The 17,892-nt window shown below is 43.0% G+C and carries 14 protein-coding genes; 2 read left to right on the top strand and 12 right to left on the bottom strand.

Annotation, left to right across the window (positions count from 1 at the left end; translation table 11 throughout):
• Window positions 1-107: 107 nt before the first annotated feature.
• Window positions 108-2,015 (bottom strand): amidophosphoribosyltransferase, encoded by a 1,908-nt coding sequence (locus NPE20_RS12665; RefSeq protein WP_256539027.1) that lies wholly within the window; start codon window positions 2,013-2,015, stop codon window positions 108-110.
• Between the two features lie 318 nt (window positions 2,016-2,333).
• Here NPE20_RS12665 and NPE20_RS12660 point away from each other — a divergent pair, with 318 nt between their 5' ends.
• Both NPE20_RS12660 and NPE20_RS12655 read left to right on the top strand, forming a co-directional pair.
• Window positions 2,334-3,173 (top strand): sugar phosphate isomerase/epimerase family protein, encoded by an 840-nt coding sequence (locus tag NPE20_RS12660; RefSeq protein WP_256539026.1) that lies wholly within the window; start codon window positions 2,334-2,336, stop codon window positions 3,171-3,173.
• A 44-nt stretch (window positions 3,174-3,217) separates the two neighbouring features.
• On the top strand, window positions 3,218-4,006 hold the full coding sequence (locus NPE20_RS12655; protein ID WP_256539025.1) for a carbon-nitrogen hydrolase family protein: 789 nt from the start codon (window positions 3,218-3,220) through the stop codon (window positions 4,004-4,006).
• Window positions 4,007-4,208: 202 nt separating this feature from the next.
• Here the strand turns inward: NPE20_RS12655 and NPE20_RS12650 are convergent, their stop codons facing one another.
• The 11 genes from NPE20_RS12650 to NPE20_RS12600 all read right to left on the bottom strand — a co-directional run bounded on the left by NPE20_RS12650 (window position 4,209) and on the right by NPE20_RS12600 (window position 17,836).
• On the bottom strand, window positions 4,209-4,469 hold the full coding sequence (locus NPE20_RS12650; protein WP_256539024.1) for a hypothetical protein: 261 nt from the start codon (window positions 4,467-4,469) through the stop codon (window positions 4,209-4,211).
• Window positions 4,470-4,568: 99 nt separating this feature from the next.
• The gene (locus NPE20_RS12645) at window positions 4,569-6,542 is read right to left on the bottom strand and encodes an amidohydrolase family protein (protein ID WP_256539023.1); all 1,974 of its coding nucleotides are present in this window, start codon (window positions 6,540-6,542) and stop codon (window positions 4,569-4,571) included.
• Between the two features lie 484 nt (window positions 6,543-7,026).
• A complete protein-coding gene (locus NPE20_RS12640; protein ID WP_256539022.1) occupies window positions 7,027-8,334 on the bottom strand; it encodes an ammonium transporter in 1,308 nt (435 codons plus the stop codon).
• Window positions 8,335-8,410: 76 nt separating this feature from the next.
• The gene (locus tag NPE20_RS12635) at window positions 8,411-9,922 is read right to left on the bottom strand and encodes an NADH-quinone oxidoreductase subunit N (RefSeq protein WP_256539021.1); all 1,512 of its coding nucleotides are present in this window, start codon (window positions 9,920-9,922) and stop codon (window positions 8,411-8,413) included.
• Window positions 9,923-9,925: 3 nt separating this feature from the next.
• On the bottom strand, window positions 9,926-11,812 hold the full coding sequence (locus tag NPE20_RS12630; RefSeq protein ID WP_256539020.1) for a mucoidy inhibitor MuiA family protein: 1,887 nt from the start codon (window positions 11,810-11,812) through the stop codon (window positions 9,926-9,928).
• Window positions 11,813-11,883: 71 nt separating this feature from the next.
• Window positions 11,884-13,488 (bottom strand): complex I subunit 4 family protein, encoded by a 1,605-nt coding sequence (locus NPE20_RS12625; RefSeq protein WP_256539019.1) that lies wholly within the window; start codon window positions 13,486-13,488, stop codon window positions 11,884-11,886.
• The gene (locus NPE20_RS12620; RefSeq protein WP_256539018.1) at window positions 13,488-15,551 is read right to left on the bottom strand and encodes an NADH-quinone oxidoreductase subunit 5 family protein; all 2,064 of its coding nucleotides are present in this window, start codon (window positions 15,549-15,551) and stop codon (window positions 13,488-13,490) included. Before NPE20_RS12620 ends, NPE20_RS12625 begins: the two co-directional genes overlap by 1 nt.
• The gene (locus tag NPE20_RS12615; protein WP_256539017.1) at window positions 15,548-16,396 is read right to left on the bottom strand and encodes a hypothetical protein; all 849 of its coding nucleotides are present in this window, start codon (window positions 16,394-16,396) and stop codon (window positions 15,548-15,550) included. Before NPE20_RS12615 ends, NPE20_RS12620 begins: the two co-directional genes overlap by 4 nt.
• Window positions 16,396-16,701, bottom strand: coding sequence for an NADH-quinone oxidoreductase subunit NuoK (gene nuoK / locus NPE20_RS12610; RefSeq protein ID WP_256539016.1), 306 nt, complete (start codon window positions 16,699-16,701; stop codon window positions 16,396-16,398). The genes NPE20_RS12615 and nuoK overlap by 1 nt, the downstream gene beginning before the upstream one ends.
• Window positions 16,698-17,249 carry an NADH-quinone oxidoreductase subunit J family protein gene (locus tag NPE20_RS12605; protein WP_256539015.1) on the bottom strand — a complete coding sequence of 184 codons (552 nt, stop codon included), beginning with the start codon at window positions 17,247-17,249 and terminating at the stop codon, window positions 16,698-16,700. Before NPE20_RS12605 ends, nuoK begins: the two co-directional genes overlap by 4 nt.
• Window positions 17,246-17,836 (bottom strand): 4Fe-4S dicluster domain-containing protein, encoded by a 591-nt coding sequence (locus tag NPE20_RS12600; protein ID WP_256539014.1) that lies wholly within the window; start codon window positions 17,834-17,836, stop codon window positions 17,246-17,248. The genes NPE20_RS12605 and NPE20_RS12600 overlap by 4 nt, the downstream gene beginning before the upstream one ends.
• Between the last annotated feature and the right edge of the window lie 56 nt (window positions 17,837-17,892).

The raw sequence follows: 17,892 nt of genomic DNA, 5'->3' as shown, positions 1-17,892 counted from the left end.
GCGTCTTTTTTATAACACAAAAAAAGAGCGATAGAAAACCTATCGCTCTTTTATATTTTAAGGGCTTAGCAACCAATCTCTAATCACTAACCTCTGTTCACTAACAATTACATATATGCCCTTTGGTTATTACCTTCCATCCAGTTAACAAAGGCGCGGTTTACAACCTTGTTGCCACCCGGGGTTGGGTAATCGCCGCTAAAGTACCAGTCGCCGGTATGATCAGGGCAGGCTATGTGCAGGTTATCAAGGGTTTGATAAAGCACTTCAACCTTAGCCGTAATATTTGGCGGGGTTATGATCTTGGCAATACGATCAGATATTTCCTGATCTGTAAATTGCGCGTAAATCGCCTTTACGTAATTCTCAACATCTTCCTTGGCAAGTTTAGAGCTATCCTTACATTTTTGATAAACCTCAACAATAACATTCTCTTTGCCCTGCTCTTTTAATAAGCTAATAGCAGCTTCAAAAGCCACAAACTCGCCCATGCGCGACATATCAATACCGTAACAATCAGGGTAACGTATTTGCGGTGCCGATGATACAACCACCACCTTTTTAGGACCAAGGCGGTCAAGTATCTTCAATATACTTTGTTTCAATGTAGTACCACGAACGATAGAATCATCCAGTACTACCAGCGTATCCGCACCTTTATTAATAAGGCCGTAAGTAGTATCGTAAACGTGGGCAACCATTTCGCTGCGGTCGGCATCCTGGGTGATAAACGTGCGCAGCTTAACATCTTTAATAGCTATCTTCTCCACACGCGGGGCAAGGGCCAATACTTCTGTTAATTCCTCTTCGCTAATTTTATCATCACGGTTCAGTAACCTGTCGCGCTGATATTTTTTAATGTATTTGTGTATCCCTTCCACCATGCCATAAAAAGCAACCTCGGCGGTGTTTGGTATGTAAGAAAATACGGTATTCTTAACGTCATTGTTAACAGCGTCCAGTATCTGCGGACAAAGCAACCTGCCTAATTGCTTACGTTCTTTGTAGATGGAAGCGTCGCTACCACGCGAGAAATAGATCCGTTCAAATGAACATGCCTTTTTCTCAAGCGGCTCGCTAAACATATCCTCGGTTATCTTACCGTTCTTTTTAACAATAAGGGCATGGCCTGGTTTAATTTCGCGTATTTCTTCAATAGGGATATTAAAGGCCGTCATAATAGCGGGGCGTTCTGAAGCGGCAACCACTATCTCATCATTATAATAATAATAAGCCGGGCGTATACCCACCGGGTCGCGCATTACAAATGCATCGCCGTGGCCCAATATACCCGCAATAGTGTAACCACCATCCCAGTTCTTGGCACTTTTGCGTAGTATCTTGGCAACATCCATATCGTTAGCAATTAACTTGCTAATTTCCATGTTATCGTCAAGTCCTTCGCGTTTGTACTGGTCAAAAAGGCCCTGGTTCTCCGTATCAATAAAGTGGCCTATTTTTTCTAATACGGTCACGGTATCGGCTTTTTCTTTTGGATGCTGGCCCAGATCGTATAGTTGCTGCAATAGTTCATCAACATTGGTCATGTTAAAGTTACCGGCAATAACCAGGTTACGGGTCATCCAGTTATTTTGGCGAAGAAAAGGGTGACAGTTTTCGATACTGTTTTTGCCATGCGTACCATAACGCAAATGGCCCAATAACACTTCGCCGGTAAAGCTTACATGTTCCTTGAGCCATTCGGTGTCGGCCATTTTTTCTGGCGTTTCCTTTTGTATCTCAGCAAATTTTTTCTGGATATATTCGAAAATATCAGCAACAGCATTTGATGCCATCGATCGATGCCTGCTTATGTACCGCTTACCAGGCTCAATATCCAGTTTAATGGTAGCAACACCCGCGCCATCCTGGCCGCGATTATGCTGTTTTTCCATTAAAAGGTAAAGCTTGTTTAGTCCGTACAGTGCAGTACCGTACTTTTTCTGATAAAAAGAGAGTGGCTTTAAAAGGCGGATAAATGCCACACCGCATTCATGTTTAATCTGATCGCTCATGATTGGGAATGAGCATGCAAAGGTAAAATTTTATCTTATATAGTGCTTACGCGGATTGTCATTAATTAGTATTTTTTATTGCATACAACACGTCGCTCCTGATTGATACGATTTTAGCCTTTTATAACTCTTTTTTGTAAAGCAATGGCAGTGCTTTTTTGGTGCCGACAGCCCCGCTATCCGCTTATACGCGCACAGGCATTAGGTCACGGGCCGGTATCCGCTCCTATCGGGTTTAAGGCCGAACGGCTCCGTGACAATCGGAAACGCTTTTCTTAACAGCATAATTATTAAATTTGGATACCAATTATCTTCACCATGAAAAAACTTGTTTTCGCTATTTACGCTTTAACCATCTTATCCTGCTCTTCACAAAAAGACAAACCTTTATTTGATATGCCGCTTGGTGTGCAATCGTATACCTATCGCGCCAGCTTCCTTAATAGTGTGGCTGCAACGCTTGATACCGTGAAGGCTTTAGGCATTACCGAAATGGAAGGCCCAAACCCAAAGAACATTAGCCCCGAAGAATTTAAGAAAATGCTCGACGAGCGAGGTATCAGCATGCCATCTATCGGGCTCGATTATAATATTGTTACCACTACCCCACTTGAAGCGGTAAAACTTGCTAAAACATTTGGCTCAAAATATGTAATGGTAGCCTGGATCCCTCATGGCAAAACGTTTACTATAGATGATGCTAAAAAAGCGGTTGCCGATTTTAACGCGGCGGGGAAAGTGCTTCAGGAGAATGGTATCACCCTTTGTTATCATAACCATGGCTACGAGTTTGGCCAATATGAAACAGGCACCCTGTTTGATTATATAGTAAAGAATACCGATCCCAAATACGTGTCATTTGAAATGGATATGCTTTGGGCGTTCCATGGCGGTGCCGACCCGGCCAAATTGCTTTTAAAATATCCAACCCGCTGGAAATTGATACACCTGAAAGATATCCGCAAAGGCGTAGCTAATGACCTAACCGGTGGCACCGATATTAAAAACGACGTAGCATTGGGTACCGGCCAAATAAACGTACCCGAGGTTTTGAAGGCAGCGAAAAAAGTAGGCATAAAACATTATTTCATCGAAGATGAAAGCCCGGACCATGCCGCGCAAATACCGTTAACTATAAAATATTTGAAAAGTTTGTAACCAAAAATTGATAGTGAGAGAGTCTAATTGCTAAATTTACCTGCATGAAAGTAGCATTGGCCTCTCCCACATTCCCCAAATCAATAGCTGATGGTTTAGCAATTACAAAAAGGCTGGTAAAAGATGCCGCTGCACAACAGGCAGAAATTATTTGTTTCCCAGAATCGTTTATCCCGGGTTACCCATTGGCAGATTTTAAGGTAGAGAAAGCTTCTGCGGAGGAACTGCAAGAAGCTTTAAACAAGATTTGCGAAATAGCTGCCACAAATAACATAGCCATTATAATGCCGATGGACTGGTACGATGGCGACAAGTTTCTTAATATAGCCCATGTAATATCTGCCGAAGGCGAAATATTAGGTTACCAAACCAAAAACCAGTTAGACCCAAGCGAAGATACTACCTGGGTGCCGGGAACAGAGCGCAGACTTTTTGAAGTGAACGGCGTAAAATTTGGTATTACCATTTGCCACGAAGGTTTCCGTTATCCCGAATCTGTTAGATGGGCAGCACGCGAGGGCGCAAGCATTGTGTTCCATCCCCACTTATCCGGCAGTGACCTAAAGGGTGTTCAGCTCATGGATTGGGGTAACATCAATAGTCCTTACTACGAAAAAGCCATGATGATGCGAGCCTTAGAGAATACCATTTATTTTGCCAGCGTAGGCTACACCATGAAATACCAGGAAGCAGCAACATCATTAATAGCACCCGATGGCAAGTGCATTGCCTACCAGCCCTACGGCAAGGAAGGCGTTATTGTTGAGGATATAGATCCAGATAAAGCAACGGGATTGTTAGCTAAACGGTTTAAACCGGAGCTGTACAAATAAAATTGTCATGGTGAGCCTGTCGAACCATTAGCCAATTTGCTAAGTCTTCGACAAGCTCAGACTGACATAAAGAGTGTCATTTCGACCGAGGTACGAGGAGAAATCTTCTAAAACATGCTTATCGACTACATACAAAGCGTAAAAGATTTCTCCTCGCTGTCGCTCGTTCGAAATGACATGGTGGAGAGCAGCTTTAATTTTATTATGCTTCAGGATAGAACGATCGGGTAACAATTATTTCACCAACAATATTGTCGTTAAATTCTTCCAGCTCTTCTGCCGGCACCCAAAGTTCGTCATGCACTGGCCCTCCGACATTTTGTACCTGAAACTTTTTAAGATAGCTGGAAGGCAATTCAAATTTGGTTACAAATCCAGAACCTGACGCCGGCACATTCCAGTCGCGCGCTATTTGTATTGCATACTCCTCGTTCATTACCGGATAAAAAATGGGTTGTTCCATTAACCTTTTAGGAAACCTCTTCCAACCAGAATCCTCAATTAACTTTAATTCCTTTGGTCCAACAGGCCGATATAATGTTATTAATTCTTTTTCCATCTCTTATTTGCTAAACCCAACCATCCTATGCAGTGCACCCGGGTCATAAACCTTACCGGCTTTTATCACTACCTTAACATTACGCACATTGCTGATGTTGGTTAGCGGGTTGCCATCTACAATAATAATATCGGCGTTTTTACCTACGGTGATGGAGCCCGTTTGTTTGCCAAGGCCCATTACTTCTGCCGGGGTAATAGTCCCAGTTTTAAGGGCTTGTGCCGGGGTCAGGCCTGCTTCTACATAAATCTCCAGCTCGCGGGCTACACTAAAGCCCGGGAAGCCCATATCTGTACCGGCAACAATCGGCACACCTGCATCATAAAGTTTTTTTACGATCATTTTCATGCTGTTGAGCATAGGCGCTATTCTGGCAACCGTAGCCGAATCCTGACCATATGTTTTAAACTGGGTTTGCAGTGGCAATGGTAACGTGTTAAACGCAGGTTCCATTTTGGTAATATCGTCCTTAACATTGCGGTAGGCCAATTCATAAACACCCACTGTAGGGTCTATAACCGTATTATGGTCTTTAATAAATTTGATAGCCGCCACACTCATGCTGTCCTCGAAATTCACGGAGCGGTCTTTATTCTTTTTCATGATGCTGTACACGTATTGTACGTGGTTCACCATGTTCATACCCGAATCAACGCCCGATATAAGGGTCATGCCATTGGGGATGTGGCCGGTAACAGTTAACCCCAGCTTGTGTGCCTCATCGCATATGGCTTTAACAATAGCCGGCTTAGCCGAGCTGTAAATCTTTATCTGCGCAAAGCCTCTTGCCTTATAGGTGTCAACCGCCTTTATTGCCTCTTCCTTTGTATCTGCCTGTATAATTCCCAGCGACATAGGGCCTTTCCCATCAATTATCCCGGCCATTAATATCTTAGGGCCAATACCTTTACCATTATCAATAGCCTGTTGTATGGCATCAATAAAACCAAGTTCGTTACCACAATCGCGCACGGTGGTTACCCCCGCAGCCAGGTAAGCCGGGCCCCATTCGGTTTGCTCAAAGTGAGCGTGCATATCCCAAAGGCCGGGCATAATAGTTTTACCATTAGCGTTAATTACCTGTGCGCCTTTCGGTATTGTTACAGCGTCGGCTTTACCTATCTGCTTAATTAAGCCGTTCTGTAATAATATTACGCCGTTTGGTGCAGCTGTTCCGCTCTCCACATCTATAAGTGTTCCGCCGGTTATAGCTATTGTATTACCCGTTGTTTTTGGTGCAGGCGCTCCTTTTGTGAAAGCCGCCATACCATAACCTGCCGCGCGTTTTATTAATTCGGGTAATAACGGCTCGTACTGCTCGCGCATCATTTCGGTTTTATCGCCCTCGGCATCAATAGTAAGGATGCAGATTAGTTTGCCGACGTTATCAGTCCATACTAATTCGTCGCCCCAAATTAGGCCGGTAATAGTATGGCGGTTAAAGGTGATAGGCTTACCGTTAAATGTAAGGTTATCGACACCTGTCTTCTTTATTTGCAATGTGCCAAATGGCAAGGTATTGATATTTGCGGGCTGCTTTTTATTGTTCCAGTATTGTAACAAAACCTGCTGAACTGTTGCCGGAGAATATCCTGTAACCGGGAAAGTAAGCGGGGCAATTGTTTTTTTATATACCGAATCACTTACCCTTATATCCGCAACATTCCCTTTTATCCTGATAGAATCATTAATGGTTGAAAACCTGGAGGTATTTCCTTTCACAACCAGTTCCAGCGGATCGGCAACAGGGTTTACCCTTAGCGTGGCCTTCAGCGGAACGGGGCTGCCCCTATCCACAAACTTAAAATCGACCACATATTTTTTTGAGTCTTTATAGTTGTAAACCTTGTAGGTTTCTTTACCAATATGCTGCTCAAATTTATGCAGCAAAAACACCCCGCTATCCGCAGGAATATCCTGGGCTTGGGTTTGACAAAAGATGAAAGATAAAAGAAGAAGAGATAAAATATTTTTCATGGGTGTAGATTAGGTTACCCAAATATAAAATAAAAAAGCCCGGCTGAAAAGCACAATCCCGCCATGTCATTTCGAATGAGCAAGGGCTGGGCGGAATGGTGGCCGCGAAGAGAAATCTTTTACACCTTGCATCCGGATAGAGTAGTCGACCTAACTTATGTAAAAGGTTTCTCCTCGTGCCTCGTTCGAAATGACAGGGTGGTGAGAGGCGTGATGGATTTTACTCACCCGGTCGTTGCTTCGCTCGCCCCCCCTCTCTTCGCTGCGCGGAAAGAGGGTTTTGCTTTTTTCACCCTCTTTGCGAAGCAGAGAGGGTCGACCAGCGTAGCGTGGTCGGGGTGAGTATGTCGACGATTAGATGCTTCACGATGTTCAGCATGACAAAATGGTCAATTCCGCGTTAGGGATAGGAGCGGATACCGGCCCCGTGCCCAAGGCCTGCAGGCGTATAAGCGGATAGCCCGCCCGAAGGGAACGCCCAATCTTACAACTTTTCCCCGTGCTGGCTAATATCCAATCCTAAAATTTCATCCTCTTTTGATACACGCAGCGGCGATATCATATCAGTAACTTTTAGCAACAACATCGAACCGAAAAATGAAAACAGTGAGGTAGCTACAAGTGCCAATAGTTGTATCAAAAACAAATGGGTGTGACCAAAGAAAAGACCATCGCCTGTGGTATTGGCAGGGTTTACACTTTGATTGGCAAATACGCCGGTTAACAACATACCCACCATACCGCCTACACCATGACAAGGAAATACGTCCAGTGTATCATCGATAGAAGTACGGGTGCGCCACTCTACCACCAAATTACTTACCACCGCAGATATAATACCTATAGCCAGTGAATGTGGAACAGTAACATAACCTGCAGCCGGTGTAATAGCTACCAAACCAACTACCGCGCCAATACATGTACCCATGGCAGATGGTTTACGGCCGCGCAGCATATCGAAAAAGATCCAGGTGATACCACCTGCTGCCGATGCGGTTGTGCTGGTTGCAAGGGCAGTTACCGCTAAATGGTTAGCACCGAAAGCCGAACCCGCGTTAAAGCCAAACCAGCCAAACCATAATAAACCGGTACCTATCATTACATAAGTGATACGTGCGGGCGCGTGGTTTGCTTCGTTACGGCGTTTTAAAAATAATGCCGATGCCAAAGCCGCCCAGCCTGCCGACATATGCACAACTGTACCACCTGCAAAATCAAGCACGCCTAATTTAGCCAAAACACCATCAGGATGCCAGGTGGCGTGTGCCAGCGGAGAAAATATGAATATAGAGAACAGTACCAGGAATATGATATACGAATTAAAGCGGATACGTTCGGCAAATGCACCGGTGATAAGCGCCGGTGTGATGATAGCGAATTTTAACTGGTACATGGCAAATAACAACAGCGGAATAGTTGGCGCGGCTTTCCAGCTGGCATTGCCCAGCATACCTTTCATCATAAAAAAGGTTGATGGATTACCAATTATACCGCCAATGCTATCGCCAAAGGCCAAACTGAAACCAAATATGCCCCATAACACGGTTATGATAACCATACACACAATACTTTGCAGCATTGTTGAGATTACGTTCTTTTTATTCACCATACCGCCGTAAAAAAAGGCAAGTCCGGGGGTCATAATCAAAACAAGCGCGGTTGACATCAACATCCAGGCGATATCACCGGTGTTAAAATTAGATTTTACTGTTTTATCATATTCTACGGATGGAAAAATAAACGTAAGTGATAAAATAACCAGAATTACAAAAAAGGGAAAGTAACGTTTCATATCAAATTAAAACCATTTATTAAAACGGCCTCAATTTATGCATTTTTATGAGATAATTTTACAAAAAAGGAAACAATTACAGGAATTTCATCAAAAAATCAGGAAAAATTCCAAATATTATTAGCAATAATGCAATTACGGAAGAAAACACTACCAAATTAGTAGAATACGAAATTTCATTCGGAACGATTTCTGCCCTTTTCAAAAATAAATTGAGCGGGATCTTAATATAATAAAACAGACCAACCACGGTAGTTACCGCGCCTGTAATTAATAAGGCCATTAGCCACACATCATGTGTTTGCTGATAAACGCTATAAACTGCCGAAAACACAAACAACTTTCCCGTGAATCCGGCACTTATAGGTATGCCGGTCAAAGAAATTAGCACAATCACAAAACAAACCGAAGCAACCGGATATTTAAAGCCAAGGCCTTTGTAGTCGCTTATGTTGGTGATGCCTTCGTTATTCTCAAAATAGTTGGCCAAGGCCAGGGCGGCAATATTGGCCAGGCCATACATTGCCAAATAATAGGTTAAGGCCGATAAACCCTGCGTATTAAATGTAACCAGCGCCATTAAAGCAAAACCGGTATGTGCGATACCCGAATAGGCCAGCATCCTTTTCACACTATTTTGTAAAACAGCAGCAAAATTGCCCAATATCATGGTAAGTATGCCAATGGCCGATAGTACCAGCCTAAAATCAAACCCTTTCCAGTTATTATAGAAACCTTGTTGGGCTACAAAAGGTGCTACAAAGTTTACAACCAATGCAAAAGCAGCAATTTTTGGCAGGGTAGATAGATAGGCCGTTACCGGGGTAGCCGCACCTTCATAAACATCGGGCACGTAAAAATGCACCGGCACAAAAGACAGTTTAAAGCCGATACCTATAAATACCAACGCCAATGCAAACGACACACTTAAACTATTTGCCTGCAAGAGCCCGGTGGCCATTTGCTGCGAGAACAGATCGAGCGAGCCGCTATATGCATATATCAGTGAGATGCCATAAAGCATTACTGCCGATGCCGCCGCACCAAAAAGCACATATTTTAAACCAGCCTCGGTGCTTTTAGCATTTTCGGTACGGTATGATGCCAGCAGGTATGACGCGATGGATACCATTTCAATAGCCAGGTAAACCGATAACAGATTGATAGCCATCGTCATTAAATGCAACCCTAATACCGAGCCTATTACAATGCTATATAAGTCTGACAAACCTTTTTTATGCTCCTGCAGCTTCCTGTCCCATGCAAAATACAACAGCAGCATAAACGCTAATACGTCAATAATAAACTTAAATGCAATTGCGGTTCGGTGTAATATCAGCATATTACTAAATATGGGTACGGCATCTGCCCCGGTTAAGGCTACCTGCTGTAAAACTTTAAATATTACCAGCAGCATACCCACACTTGCCACCATACGGCAAAGCTTAGCCGATTTTTTTCCGAATAAAAGATCTGTTACCAACACCACTATAAACAATACAGTTAAATAAACCTCGGGCAAAAAGTAAAGTAAGCTGCCTAAAACATCATTTAACTGGGCGGTAATGTGGGGTAACAGATCCTTCATTTATTATTGTACTATAACTAATTGGTTTTTTGGGTATTTAACCTGATATTTTAAATGTAACTGTTTCTCGTCCTGTGGTTTCAAATTTAGGTTCCATGAAACTTTGCCGGTAAATTTATCCATTTGTCCGCCAATAATTTCCTGCGTATCTACTTCAATAGCCGAGTTTTGAGATACAGGAACCTGGTCATCAACCAACAAACTTACAGGCTGGTTTTTACGGTTTTTCACTGTTGTTAACCAATCACGCGTTTCCTTTTTATTGGAACCAAAACTTTGTTTTTCGGTCAAATCTTTTTGCAAGGTACGGGTTACCACAATATTTTTATCGGTACCTAATGATAAATTTAGCGTATCTGCCGTAGCATGGGTATCAATTAATGATTTGCCAATAAACGTTCCTTCAAAAAACAGGTTGGCTTCGCCGGATAAAAAGTTGTATTTATTCCAGTCGGTAATGCGCGCTGTAAGAAATACATCTGTACTTAATTTTGGTGCAACATAGTACTGATAGATAGCATCGGTACTTACTTCGTTTATTTCTACCAGGTATTGTTTAGCATCGCTTGGAACAGTGTATGGGTTAGCTATGTTAAACTCAACATTGGTTTGGTTCTCGGTTTGTTTAACCTCAATAGGAATTGATTGAACACTTGATTTACCTCGTACTTCAATGCCGGCGACCCGCCCCTGCAATGCGCTTGAATAATCCTTATCGTCGTTAGTACCATAACCTACCACCACAACCTCGCTTAACCGTTGTACCGATGGCTTTAAATCGATATTGATAACAGGTATATTGGCCAGGCTTTCCGTTTTTTCGTAACCTATATAAGCGAATGACAATATTGGACTGCCGCCCGGTACTTGCAATGAATAATTACCGTCGGCATCGGTAACGGTACCTATAGATGTTCCCTTAACGGTTACGGTTACCCCCGGCAGTGCCGACCTGTCTTTTTGATCAAGCACCCTTCCGGTTACTTTTGTAATGGAGCCTGGCTGGCCTGCGTAGTACATGCCATAATTTAAATAATACGGCGTTAACTCGGGTTTGCCACCGCTTACCGATGGATTGCCTGTGGATAGGGTTAGTTTAATATTTTTCCAATCTTCGCCGCTTTGCTGGGTAACGTTTGCTTTATATGATATGCTGATTGCGCTGTTTACATTTTTGGCCCTGATATCGTAAGTTGGATACCAGCTCGCGTTATTAACCAAATAGGTTAGCGTAAATTGCGACTGAGCAGCAGCTTTAGCAGATACCGTTACAAGGATGTTGCTTGTAGCATCTGTAATCCCTTTGCTTTTGCGGATATCTGCTATCTGCTTATCGTAACGTTGCAGTTCGGTGTTAACAGCAGCTATATCATTATTAATAGATTGTTCTTTTCTTTTATTTTCGGTAAGGCGTGCGGTTTGAAAATCAAGCGCTTGCTTTAATTTAAGCACATCAAGGTTAGCATTTTGGCCGGTGATGGTTTGATTTTTCACCAGCATATTGTATTCTTCCTGGTTAATAACAACTAATGAGTTGAGCAGCGAAAGCTTATCGCGCAACTGTTTTTGTTGTAGCTGTAATTGCTCAACCTGTTTTTGCTTTTGCTGCAAATTCAGGTAATTCATTTCGTGCTTTACCGATAGAATGGTAAAATCGCCGGCGGCACGCACCTGTATGCTTTGCACATCAATACCCGGCGAGATATTCTCAAACACCAGTGTTGATGTTCCCGGCACAATATTAACAGCCGATGTTCGGGTTACCTGGGCTCCGTTTAAAAACAGGGTTACTTTTTCAACTTTCGACAGGACTTTTTGAGGATCATCCGCGTTAGCGATATGGGTAAGGCTGATGATAAGGCAGGCAATAAATAATAACTTTTTAGTCATGATATTTAATTTTACCTGTATGATGCGCAAGCCCTAACTTTTCCATAAACCTGTTTGAAATAAATATCGTTTTATTTCAACTGTAAAAACTGGATCAGCGCCAACACCGAATCATTTATTTTACCAAGCACTAACGATGGCATAATGCCCAATATCAATGCGATAAGTGCCAGCGGCAATAAAGTAGCCGTTTCGCGGAAGTTGATATCGGTTAACGCTACCTTCCAAACATCGCCTCCTTTGAGGGAAACGCCGCCGAAGAACATGCGTTGCAATGTCCATAAAAAGTAAGCGGCGCTAAGTAAGATCCCTACCGAACCGCAGATGGCCATCCAATAAGGCAGCAAACCATTAACCGAGTGCGATTTGAAAGCACCTGCTAAAGAGAATGCTTCGGCCACGAAAGCGGAGAAACCAGGCAAACCTAATGAGGCGAAGAAAGCTATCATTACGTAAACCGTATAGCGTGGCATCAGCGTACCTAAGCCACGGAAATTATATATATCCCTATCGTGCACGCGGTTATATATTACGCCTACTAAAAAGAACAGCATGGTTGACAAAAAGCCGTGACTAACCATTTGAAGCACCGCACCGCTGATACCTTCGGCAGTGTTTGAGGCGATGCCCAGCAGTACAAACCCCATATGCGATACGGATGAATAAGCAATCATGCGTTTCAGATCGCGCTGTGCAAGGGCGTTGAAGGCGCCGTATAAAATAGATATCACTCCTAATAAGCCTAACCAAAATGCTCCGGATAATGCGGCATCGGGGAAGATCCCGATGCAGATACGGATAATACCGTAACCGCCTATTTTTAACAAAATCCCTGCAAGTATAATAGATACCGGGGTTGGTGCTTCCACGTGTGCATCCGGCAGCCAGGTATGCAATGGCACCACCGGCACCTTAATGGCAAATGCAATAAATAGCACCACAAAACCAACAGCCCGGGCAGGCATACCTAATATGGTAGCATTACTAAGTACAGAGAACACCGACCCCTCAATATAATTGGCCGGGTTCATCATGTGGATGATATTAAAAGTATGGTTACCGGTTGCAGGATCTTTAACCGACAGATATAAACCCACCATCACCAGCAACATAAATACCGAACCGAATAAGGTATACAAGAAAAACTTTATAGCTGCGTACTCGCGCCTTGCGCCGCCCCACATCCCTATCAGGAAGTATAAGGGCAATAACATTAACTCGTAAAAGGTATAGAACAGGAAGAAATCAAGCGCGCAAAACACCCCTACTACAGCCATATCCAACAGCAGGAACAAGGCGAAGAACCCTTTAAGGTTACTGGTTATTTCCCAGGATGCAATAGCGGCAATTACCATTACCAATGAGGTCATTACTAATAGGGTGACCGATATACCATCGATCCCCACAAAATACTCTATCTGCATTTTACCCATGCCGCCTAAATCGAGGCTTATCCAGGGTAGTTTTTGTACAAACTGAAACTGATCTTCGTGATTAATGCCCGCGAACGCCGCCCCTGTTTGAAAGTGCAGATAAATATATATGCTGAAACATAATTGCACTAGAGTAGCAAATAACGTTATGTATTTGAAACTCGCACGCAATGATGACGGCAACAGCAGAATAACTAAGCCAAACAGTATGGGTGTAAAAATGAGCAGGGTTAATATATTCATCAGGTCCAGATCAGTTTTAAAATAAATACGGTGATCAGCACTAATAACATGCTGAATAAATAATATTGAATTTTGCCGCCTTGAAAACGGCGTGCAAAACCACCAATGCCATGTACAATATCGGCAATTAGATGCAGCAGCCCGTCAACTATATGTTTATCAAGCCAGGCGGCGATGCCGGCAATGGCGATACCAATTTTTTCGAGCAGGTTCACAAAGCCATCTACCACTTTACTATCAAACCAGTACAAGGCATTACTTAGCCACATTACAAAACGCACAATAACACGGTTATAAAAGCTATCGATATACCATTCGTTAAATGAGATACGGAACAGCATCCCAGTTTGCGGGAACGACCATGTATTGCGTTTTACATAGATCATGTACGCGAAATATATTACTACAACGCTCAATATATTCACCAACACCGGTATAATATAATGATACATGTTCTCGCGTGCTAAAAAATTAGCCTGCAAAAATCCTTTGTATAACCATGCATCCTCGTAAAAAATAGGGCTTAATGAAAACAATGGAAACAAACAGCAAAGCGCCAAAAATACCAGCGGCAGCTTGTATTGCCAGCCCCCATCGCCCATGTGAATATGGATGTGAGGATTCATTTTTTGCAGACGGAACTCACCAAAGAAAACTTTTACTATAAGCCTGGCCACATAAAATGCCGTTAACCAGCTGGTAAACAATGCTGCATAAGGAATCAGTTTAAGGATACCACCTTTATTATCCGACCAGTCAAACGCCTGGATCAGGATGCCATCTTTTGACAGATAACCTGATGTTAGCGGGAGCCCGACCAATGCTAATGCACCAATTATGGCAGCAATAAATGTTAAGGGCAGTTTTTTGCGCAAGCCACCCATATGCAGAATATTTTGCGGATCGATGTCCAGGTTGTTATCGTCCTTGATATGTTTTACCTGGTGGATAACAATCCCTGCGACCAGGAACAACAAACATTTAAAGAACGCATGCGTAGCTAAATGGAACAGAGACGAAGAGTATGCTCCAACGCCCATGGCCATCACCATAAAGCCCAATTGCGAAATGGTAGAGTATGCCAGGATGCGTTTCAGGTCGTTTTGTGTGAGGGCTATAGTCGCTGCCATAAACGCGGTAAAGCAACCAATAACGGCCAATACGGTTAGTTCTGTTCCGTTGAACATAGGATAAACCCGGCCTAACAGAAACACCCCTGCCGCCACCATGGTAGCCGCGTGGATCAATGCTGAAACCGAAGTTGGTCCCTCCATAGCATCGGGCAGCCAGGTATGTAAAGGGAACTGTGCTGACTTTGCAGCAACAGCCAAAAATACCCCACCGAAAGCAACGTATTGCCATAAGGCAGGTATACTACCCAATGCGCCTGTCCATTCGCCATTAGCGATGATAGAATTAACAATTAAACCTTTATCGCCAAAAAGCTGCTGGATATCAAAAGTATTGAACTGGGTATATAAAATAATTATGGCCGTAAGCAAACCTATATCACCTATCCTGTTTATGATAAAGGCTTTTTTGTTGGCGATGATGGCGCTTTCGCGGGTGAACCAGAAACCGATGAGCAGGTACGACGAAAAACCTACCAGTTCCCAAAAAGCATAAAGCAGTATCAGGTTATCAACCACCACCAGGGCCAGCATACTAAAACAAAACAGACTTAAATAACGGAAATAACGGCTATAGCCATCATCATCCTTCATGTAAGCGGTGGAATAGATATGTACCGGCAAGGCAATTACCGATACCAGCAGCAACATCAGCACCGAAAGATTATTGAGCAGGATGCCCGCCTGTACTTTAGTAGCGCCAATGGTAAACCACACCTGCTGGGTATGTATACCGGGACTGTTCCATACCTTAAAGAATACATTGGCAGCCAGTACCGTACTCGCCAGTATAGCCAGTGTTGATACCCAACCCGATGCCTTGCTTTTACCCAACAGTAAAAAGTTTACCAAAAAGGCAGCAAAGGGCAACACCACTGCAATTATTGCAAGGGTTACGGTTTGCGCGTCGGTATATGGTAAGGTTGGGTTCAATTCGATTGTTCGTTAATTTCTATAGTTACGGTAGTGGGAGTCCTGTTTGATCTTTTACCTGTAGCCCCGGCGAAAGTCACCGATGTAATATCCGAGTTATACACTTTCAATAATTTGATCAGATCTTCTTCTTTGCCGCCTGTTAAAGTAGTTCCGTCGCTTAGCACATAGTTTACCCCGTTATCATTGCCACGGCGGCTTCTGATGTAAGTTTTATATGCTTTTGACAGTGTACCAAATTTCCATTGGTACAGCTTTTTGCCATAAACCTTGGTGGTTACGCTTACTGTAGTATCATTATCTTTTGAACCAATAAATTTTGGCTGTATCAGCGTATCTATACTTAATATCTTCTTTGGGTCAAGGTCTTCAATTTTGCCGTAGGTAACTTCCTCGTTAAACATAAATGGCTTTTGCTGAGGCCTTGGTTTTGGCAGCGGTAAACTATTATAAGCCATGTTGGCCGGCAAATGTTGCTTTGTTTTAATAATGATGGCACCTGCCGCAGCCTTTGGCCCATACATTATCCTTGCGCCTTTTCGTTTTACTACTGATACATCTATGACGTTATCAGCCTTCAGTTCCTCCAGCCTTCCGTTATAAACGGTGTCGTTTATAATTACGAATGGCTTTGCCTCGCCTTCGGGCGGGTCGGTAAATACTATCTTTTTATCCGCGCCCATCGTTACGTACTGAAACTCGGGTTGCAGTACAGGCTCATCCTCGCGTACGGAAGCCCTATGCCTTACGGTATGTTTAGCGCGTTTTTTTACACGGCTTTTCTTCCGTTGCGCAAATGCATCAACAGATAGCAGTATAAGTAATATGATCAATAACCGCTTCATCAATCTTTTAACTGGTTAACTTTATCAGGGTTAATGGTTCTGTATTGGCGATACACATTTAAAATAATAGCCAATGCTACCGCTGTTGTAGCGGCGGCCAGCACTATGGCAAACAGGGCGAACATTTGTCCGCCGTTATTGGCACGGTCATATTTGCCAAAAGCTACCAGGTTTAAAATAGCGGCGTTCAGCATTAGTTCGATGCCTATCAGTATTTGTATGGCGTTCTTTTTTGATACGATGATGAACAAGCCTATGCAAAACAGTACCACGCTCACTATCATAAAATCATTCAGCGTGATCATGTTCTGATAGCCTCCTTTCGCGACAAATGGGCTGCCCCTACTAAAGCTATCATCAGCAATACAGATATCACCTCGAAAGGCAACAAGTAGCGTGTCATTAAATTAACGCCGATATCATTGATGCCTGTTCCATCAACCGGCACTACATTTTTTGTTTCGATAGCCACCTTTACCCAGGGCAGGTTATTTACATCAGCCTTAAAAACAACATTAAGCATTACTACTAAAAATAATGCAGCCAATAAAAAAGCAGGTGCATTACTCAGACTAATAAAGCGGTTGGTTTGCTGCTGTGCAGTTGCTAAAGCTTCTTTACCCGATAGCATAAAGGCAAAAAGTATTAGCACTAAAATACCACCAACATATATTACAATTTGTGTTACGGCTACAAAATCGGCCAGGGCCAAAACATATAAACCCGCCAGCCCAAACAGAGTTACAAAAAACATGAATATGCTGCGTACCAGGTTCCCGCTTATGGCAACTACCAATGCCGAACCCAGCGTTATAAAAGCCATGATGTAGAATAGTATTTGCACTAAATTCATGCCCCGCCCTCCTTTGCCTTCATGGCGGCTAATTTTGCGGCTTGTTTTTCGGCCTGTTGTTTTTCCAGCAGCATCCGTTTTTCGGCAGCATCTTCTGGCGACATGTCCGAAAACTCATAGGTAAGGTTACTAAGCTCAAATACTGTTTTGTCGTATTGATTGGTCATTACAATGCACTCGGTTGGGCACACAATAGTACACAAGCCACAATACATACATTTAGCCATATCAATATCAAACTTGGCCGCGTAAAGCAGTTTTTTAGATCCATCCGATGTTTCACCGATACTACCCTCAGTAGATTTAATCGATTCTATATCGATGCAATTTACGGGGCAGATCTTTGCGCACAGATCGCACACAATACAATCATCAATCTCTACATCCAATTGGTAACGCCCCACTTCGGGCACGGGCATTTCTTGTTTTGGATATTGTATAGTGTTGGTATTGTTTTGCTGTTTAAAATAATTATCATCGGTTATGGGTGTAACCTTACGTTTTGCATTTGATGTAAACAAGGCTTTCATGGTAAGGGTAAGTCCCTTCCATGCCGTTTTAAATCCGTTTATTGCCCTTTTTATCATCTTATTTTTTTGGATTTCACCGATTGGGTTTGATTCCACCGCTTACTCATCCTTAT

Origin of the sequence: Mucilaginibacter aquariorum (genome assembly GCF_024498135.1) — a bacterium.
Taxonomy (GTDB): Bacteria; Bacteroidota; Bacteroidia; order Sphingobacteriales; family Sphingobacteriaceae; genus Mucilaginibacter; species Mucilaginibacter aquariorum.
Note: the sequence above shows the minus strand (reverse complement) of the source record. Positions and strands in the feature narration are given on the sequence as shown.

Bases quoted from the DNA above. Each gene is read 5' to 3' on its own strand.
- NPE20_RS12665 (WP_256539027.1), bottom strand. From the start codon at position 2,015: ATGAGCGATCAGATTAAACATGAATGCGGTGTGGCATTTATCCGCCTT.
- NPE20_RS12660 (WP_256539026.1), top strand. From the start codon at position 2,334: ATGAAAAAACTTGTTTTCGCTATTTACGCTTTAACCATCTTATCCTGC.
- NPE20_RS12655 (WP_256539025.1), top strand. From the start codon at position 3,218: ATGAAAGTAGCATTGGCCTCTCCCACATTCCCCAAATCAATAGCTGAT.
- NPE20_RS12650 (WP_256539024.1), bottom strand. From the start codon at position 4,469: ATGGAACAACCCATTTTTTATCCGGTAATGAACGAGGAGTATGCAATA.
- NPE20_RS12645 (WP_256539023.1), bottom strand. From the start codon at position 6,542: ATGAAAAATATTTTATCTCTTCTTCTTTTATCTTTCATCTTTTGTCAA.
- NPE20_RS12640 (WP_256539022.1), bottom strand. From the start codon at position 8,334: ATGAAACGTTACTTTCCCTTTTTTGTAATTCTGGTTATTTTATCACTT.
- NPE20_RS12635 (WP_256539021.1), bottom strand. From the start codon at position 9,922: ATGAAGGATCTGTTACCCCACATTACCGCCCAGTTAAATGATGTTTTA.
- NPE20_RS12630 (WP_256539020.1), bottom strand. From the start codon at position 11,812: ATGACTAAAAAGTTATTATTTATTGCCTGCCTTATCATCAGCCTTACC.
- NPE20_RS12625 (WP_256539019.1), bottom strand. From the start codon at position 13,488: ATGAATATATTAACCCTGCTCATTTTTACACCCATACTGTTTGGCTTA.
- NPE20_RS12615 (WP_256539017.1), bottom strand. From the start codon at position 16,396: ATGAAGCGGTTATTGATCATATTACTTATACTGCTATCTGTTGATGCA.
- nuoK (WP_256539016.1), bottom strand. From the start codon at position 16,701: ATGATCACGCTGAATGATTTTATGATAGTGAGCGTGGTACTGTTTTGC.
- NPE20_RS12605 (WP_256539015.1), bottom strand. From the start codon at position 17,249: ATGAATTTAGTGCAAATACTATTCTACATCATGGCTTTTATAACGCTG.
- NPE20_RS12600 (WP_256539014.1), bottom strand. From the start codon at position 17,836: ATGATAAAAAGGGCAATAAACGGATTTAAAACGGCATGGAAGGGACTT.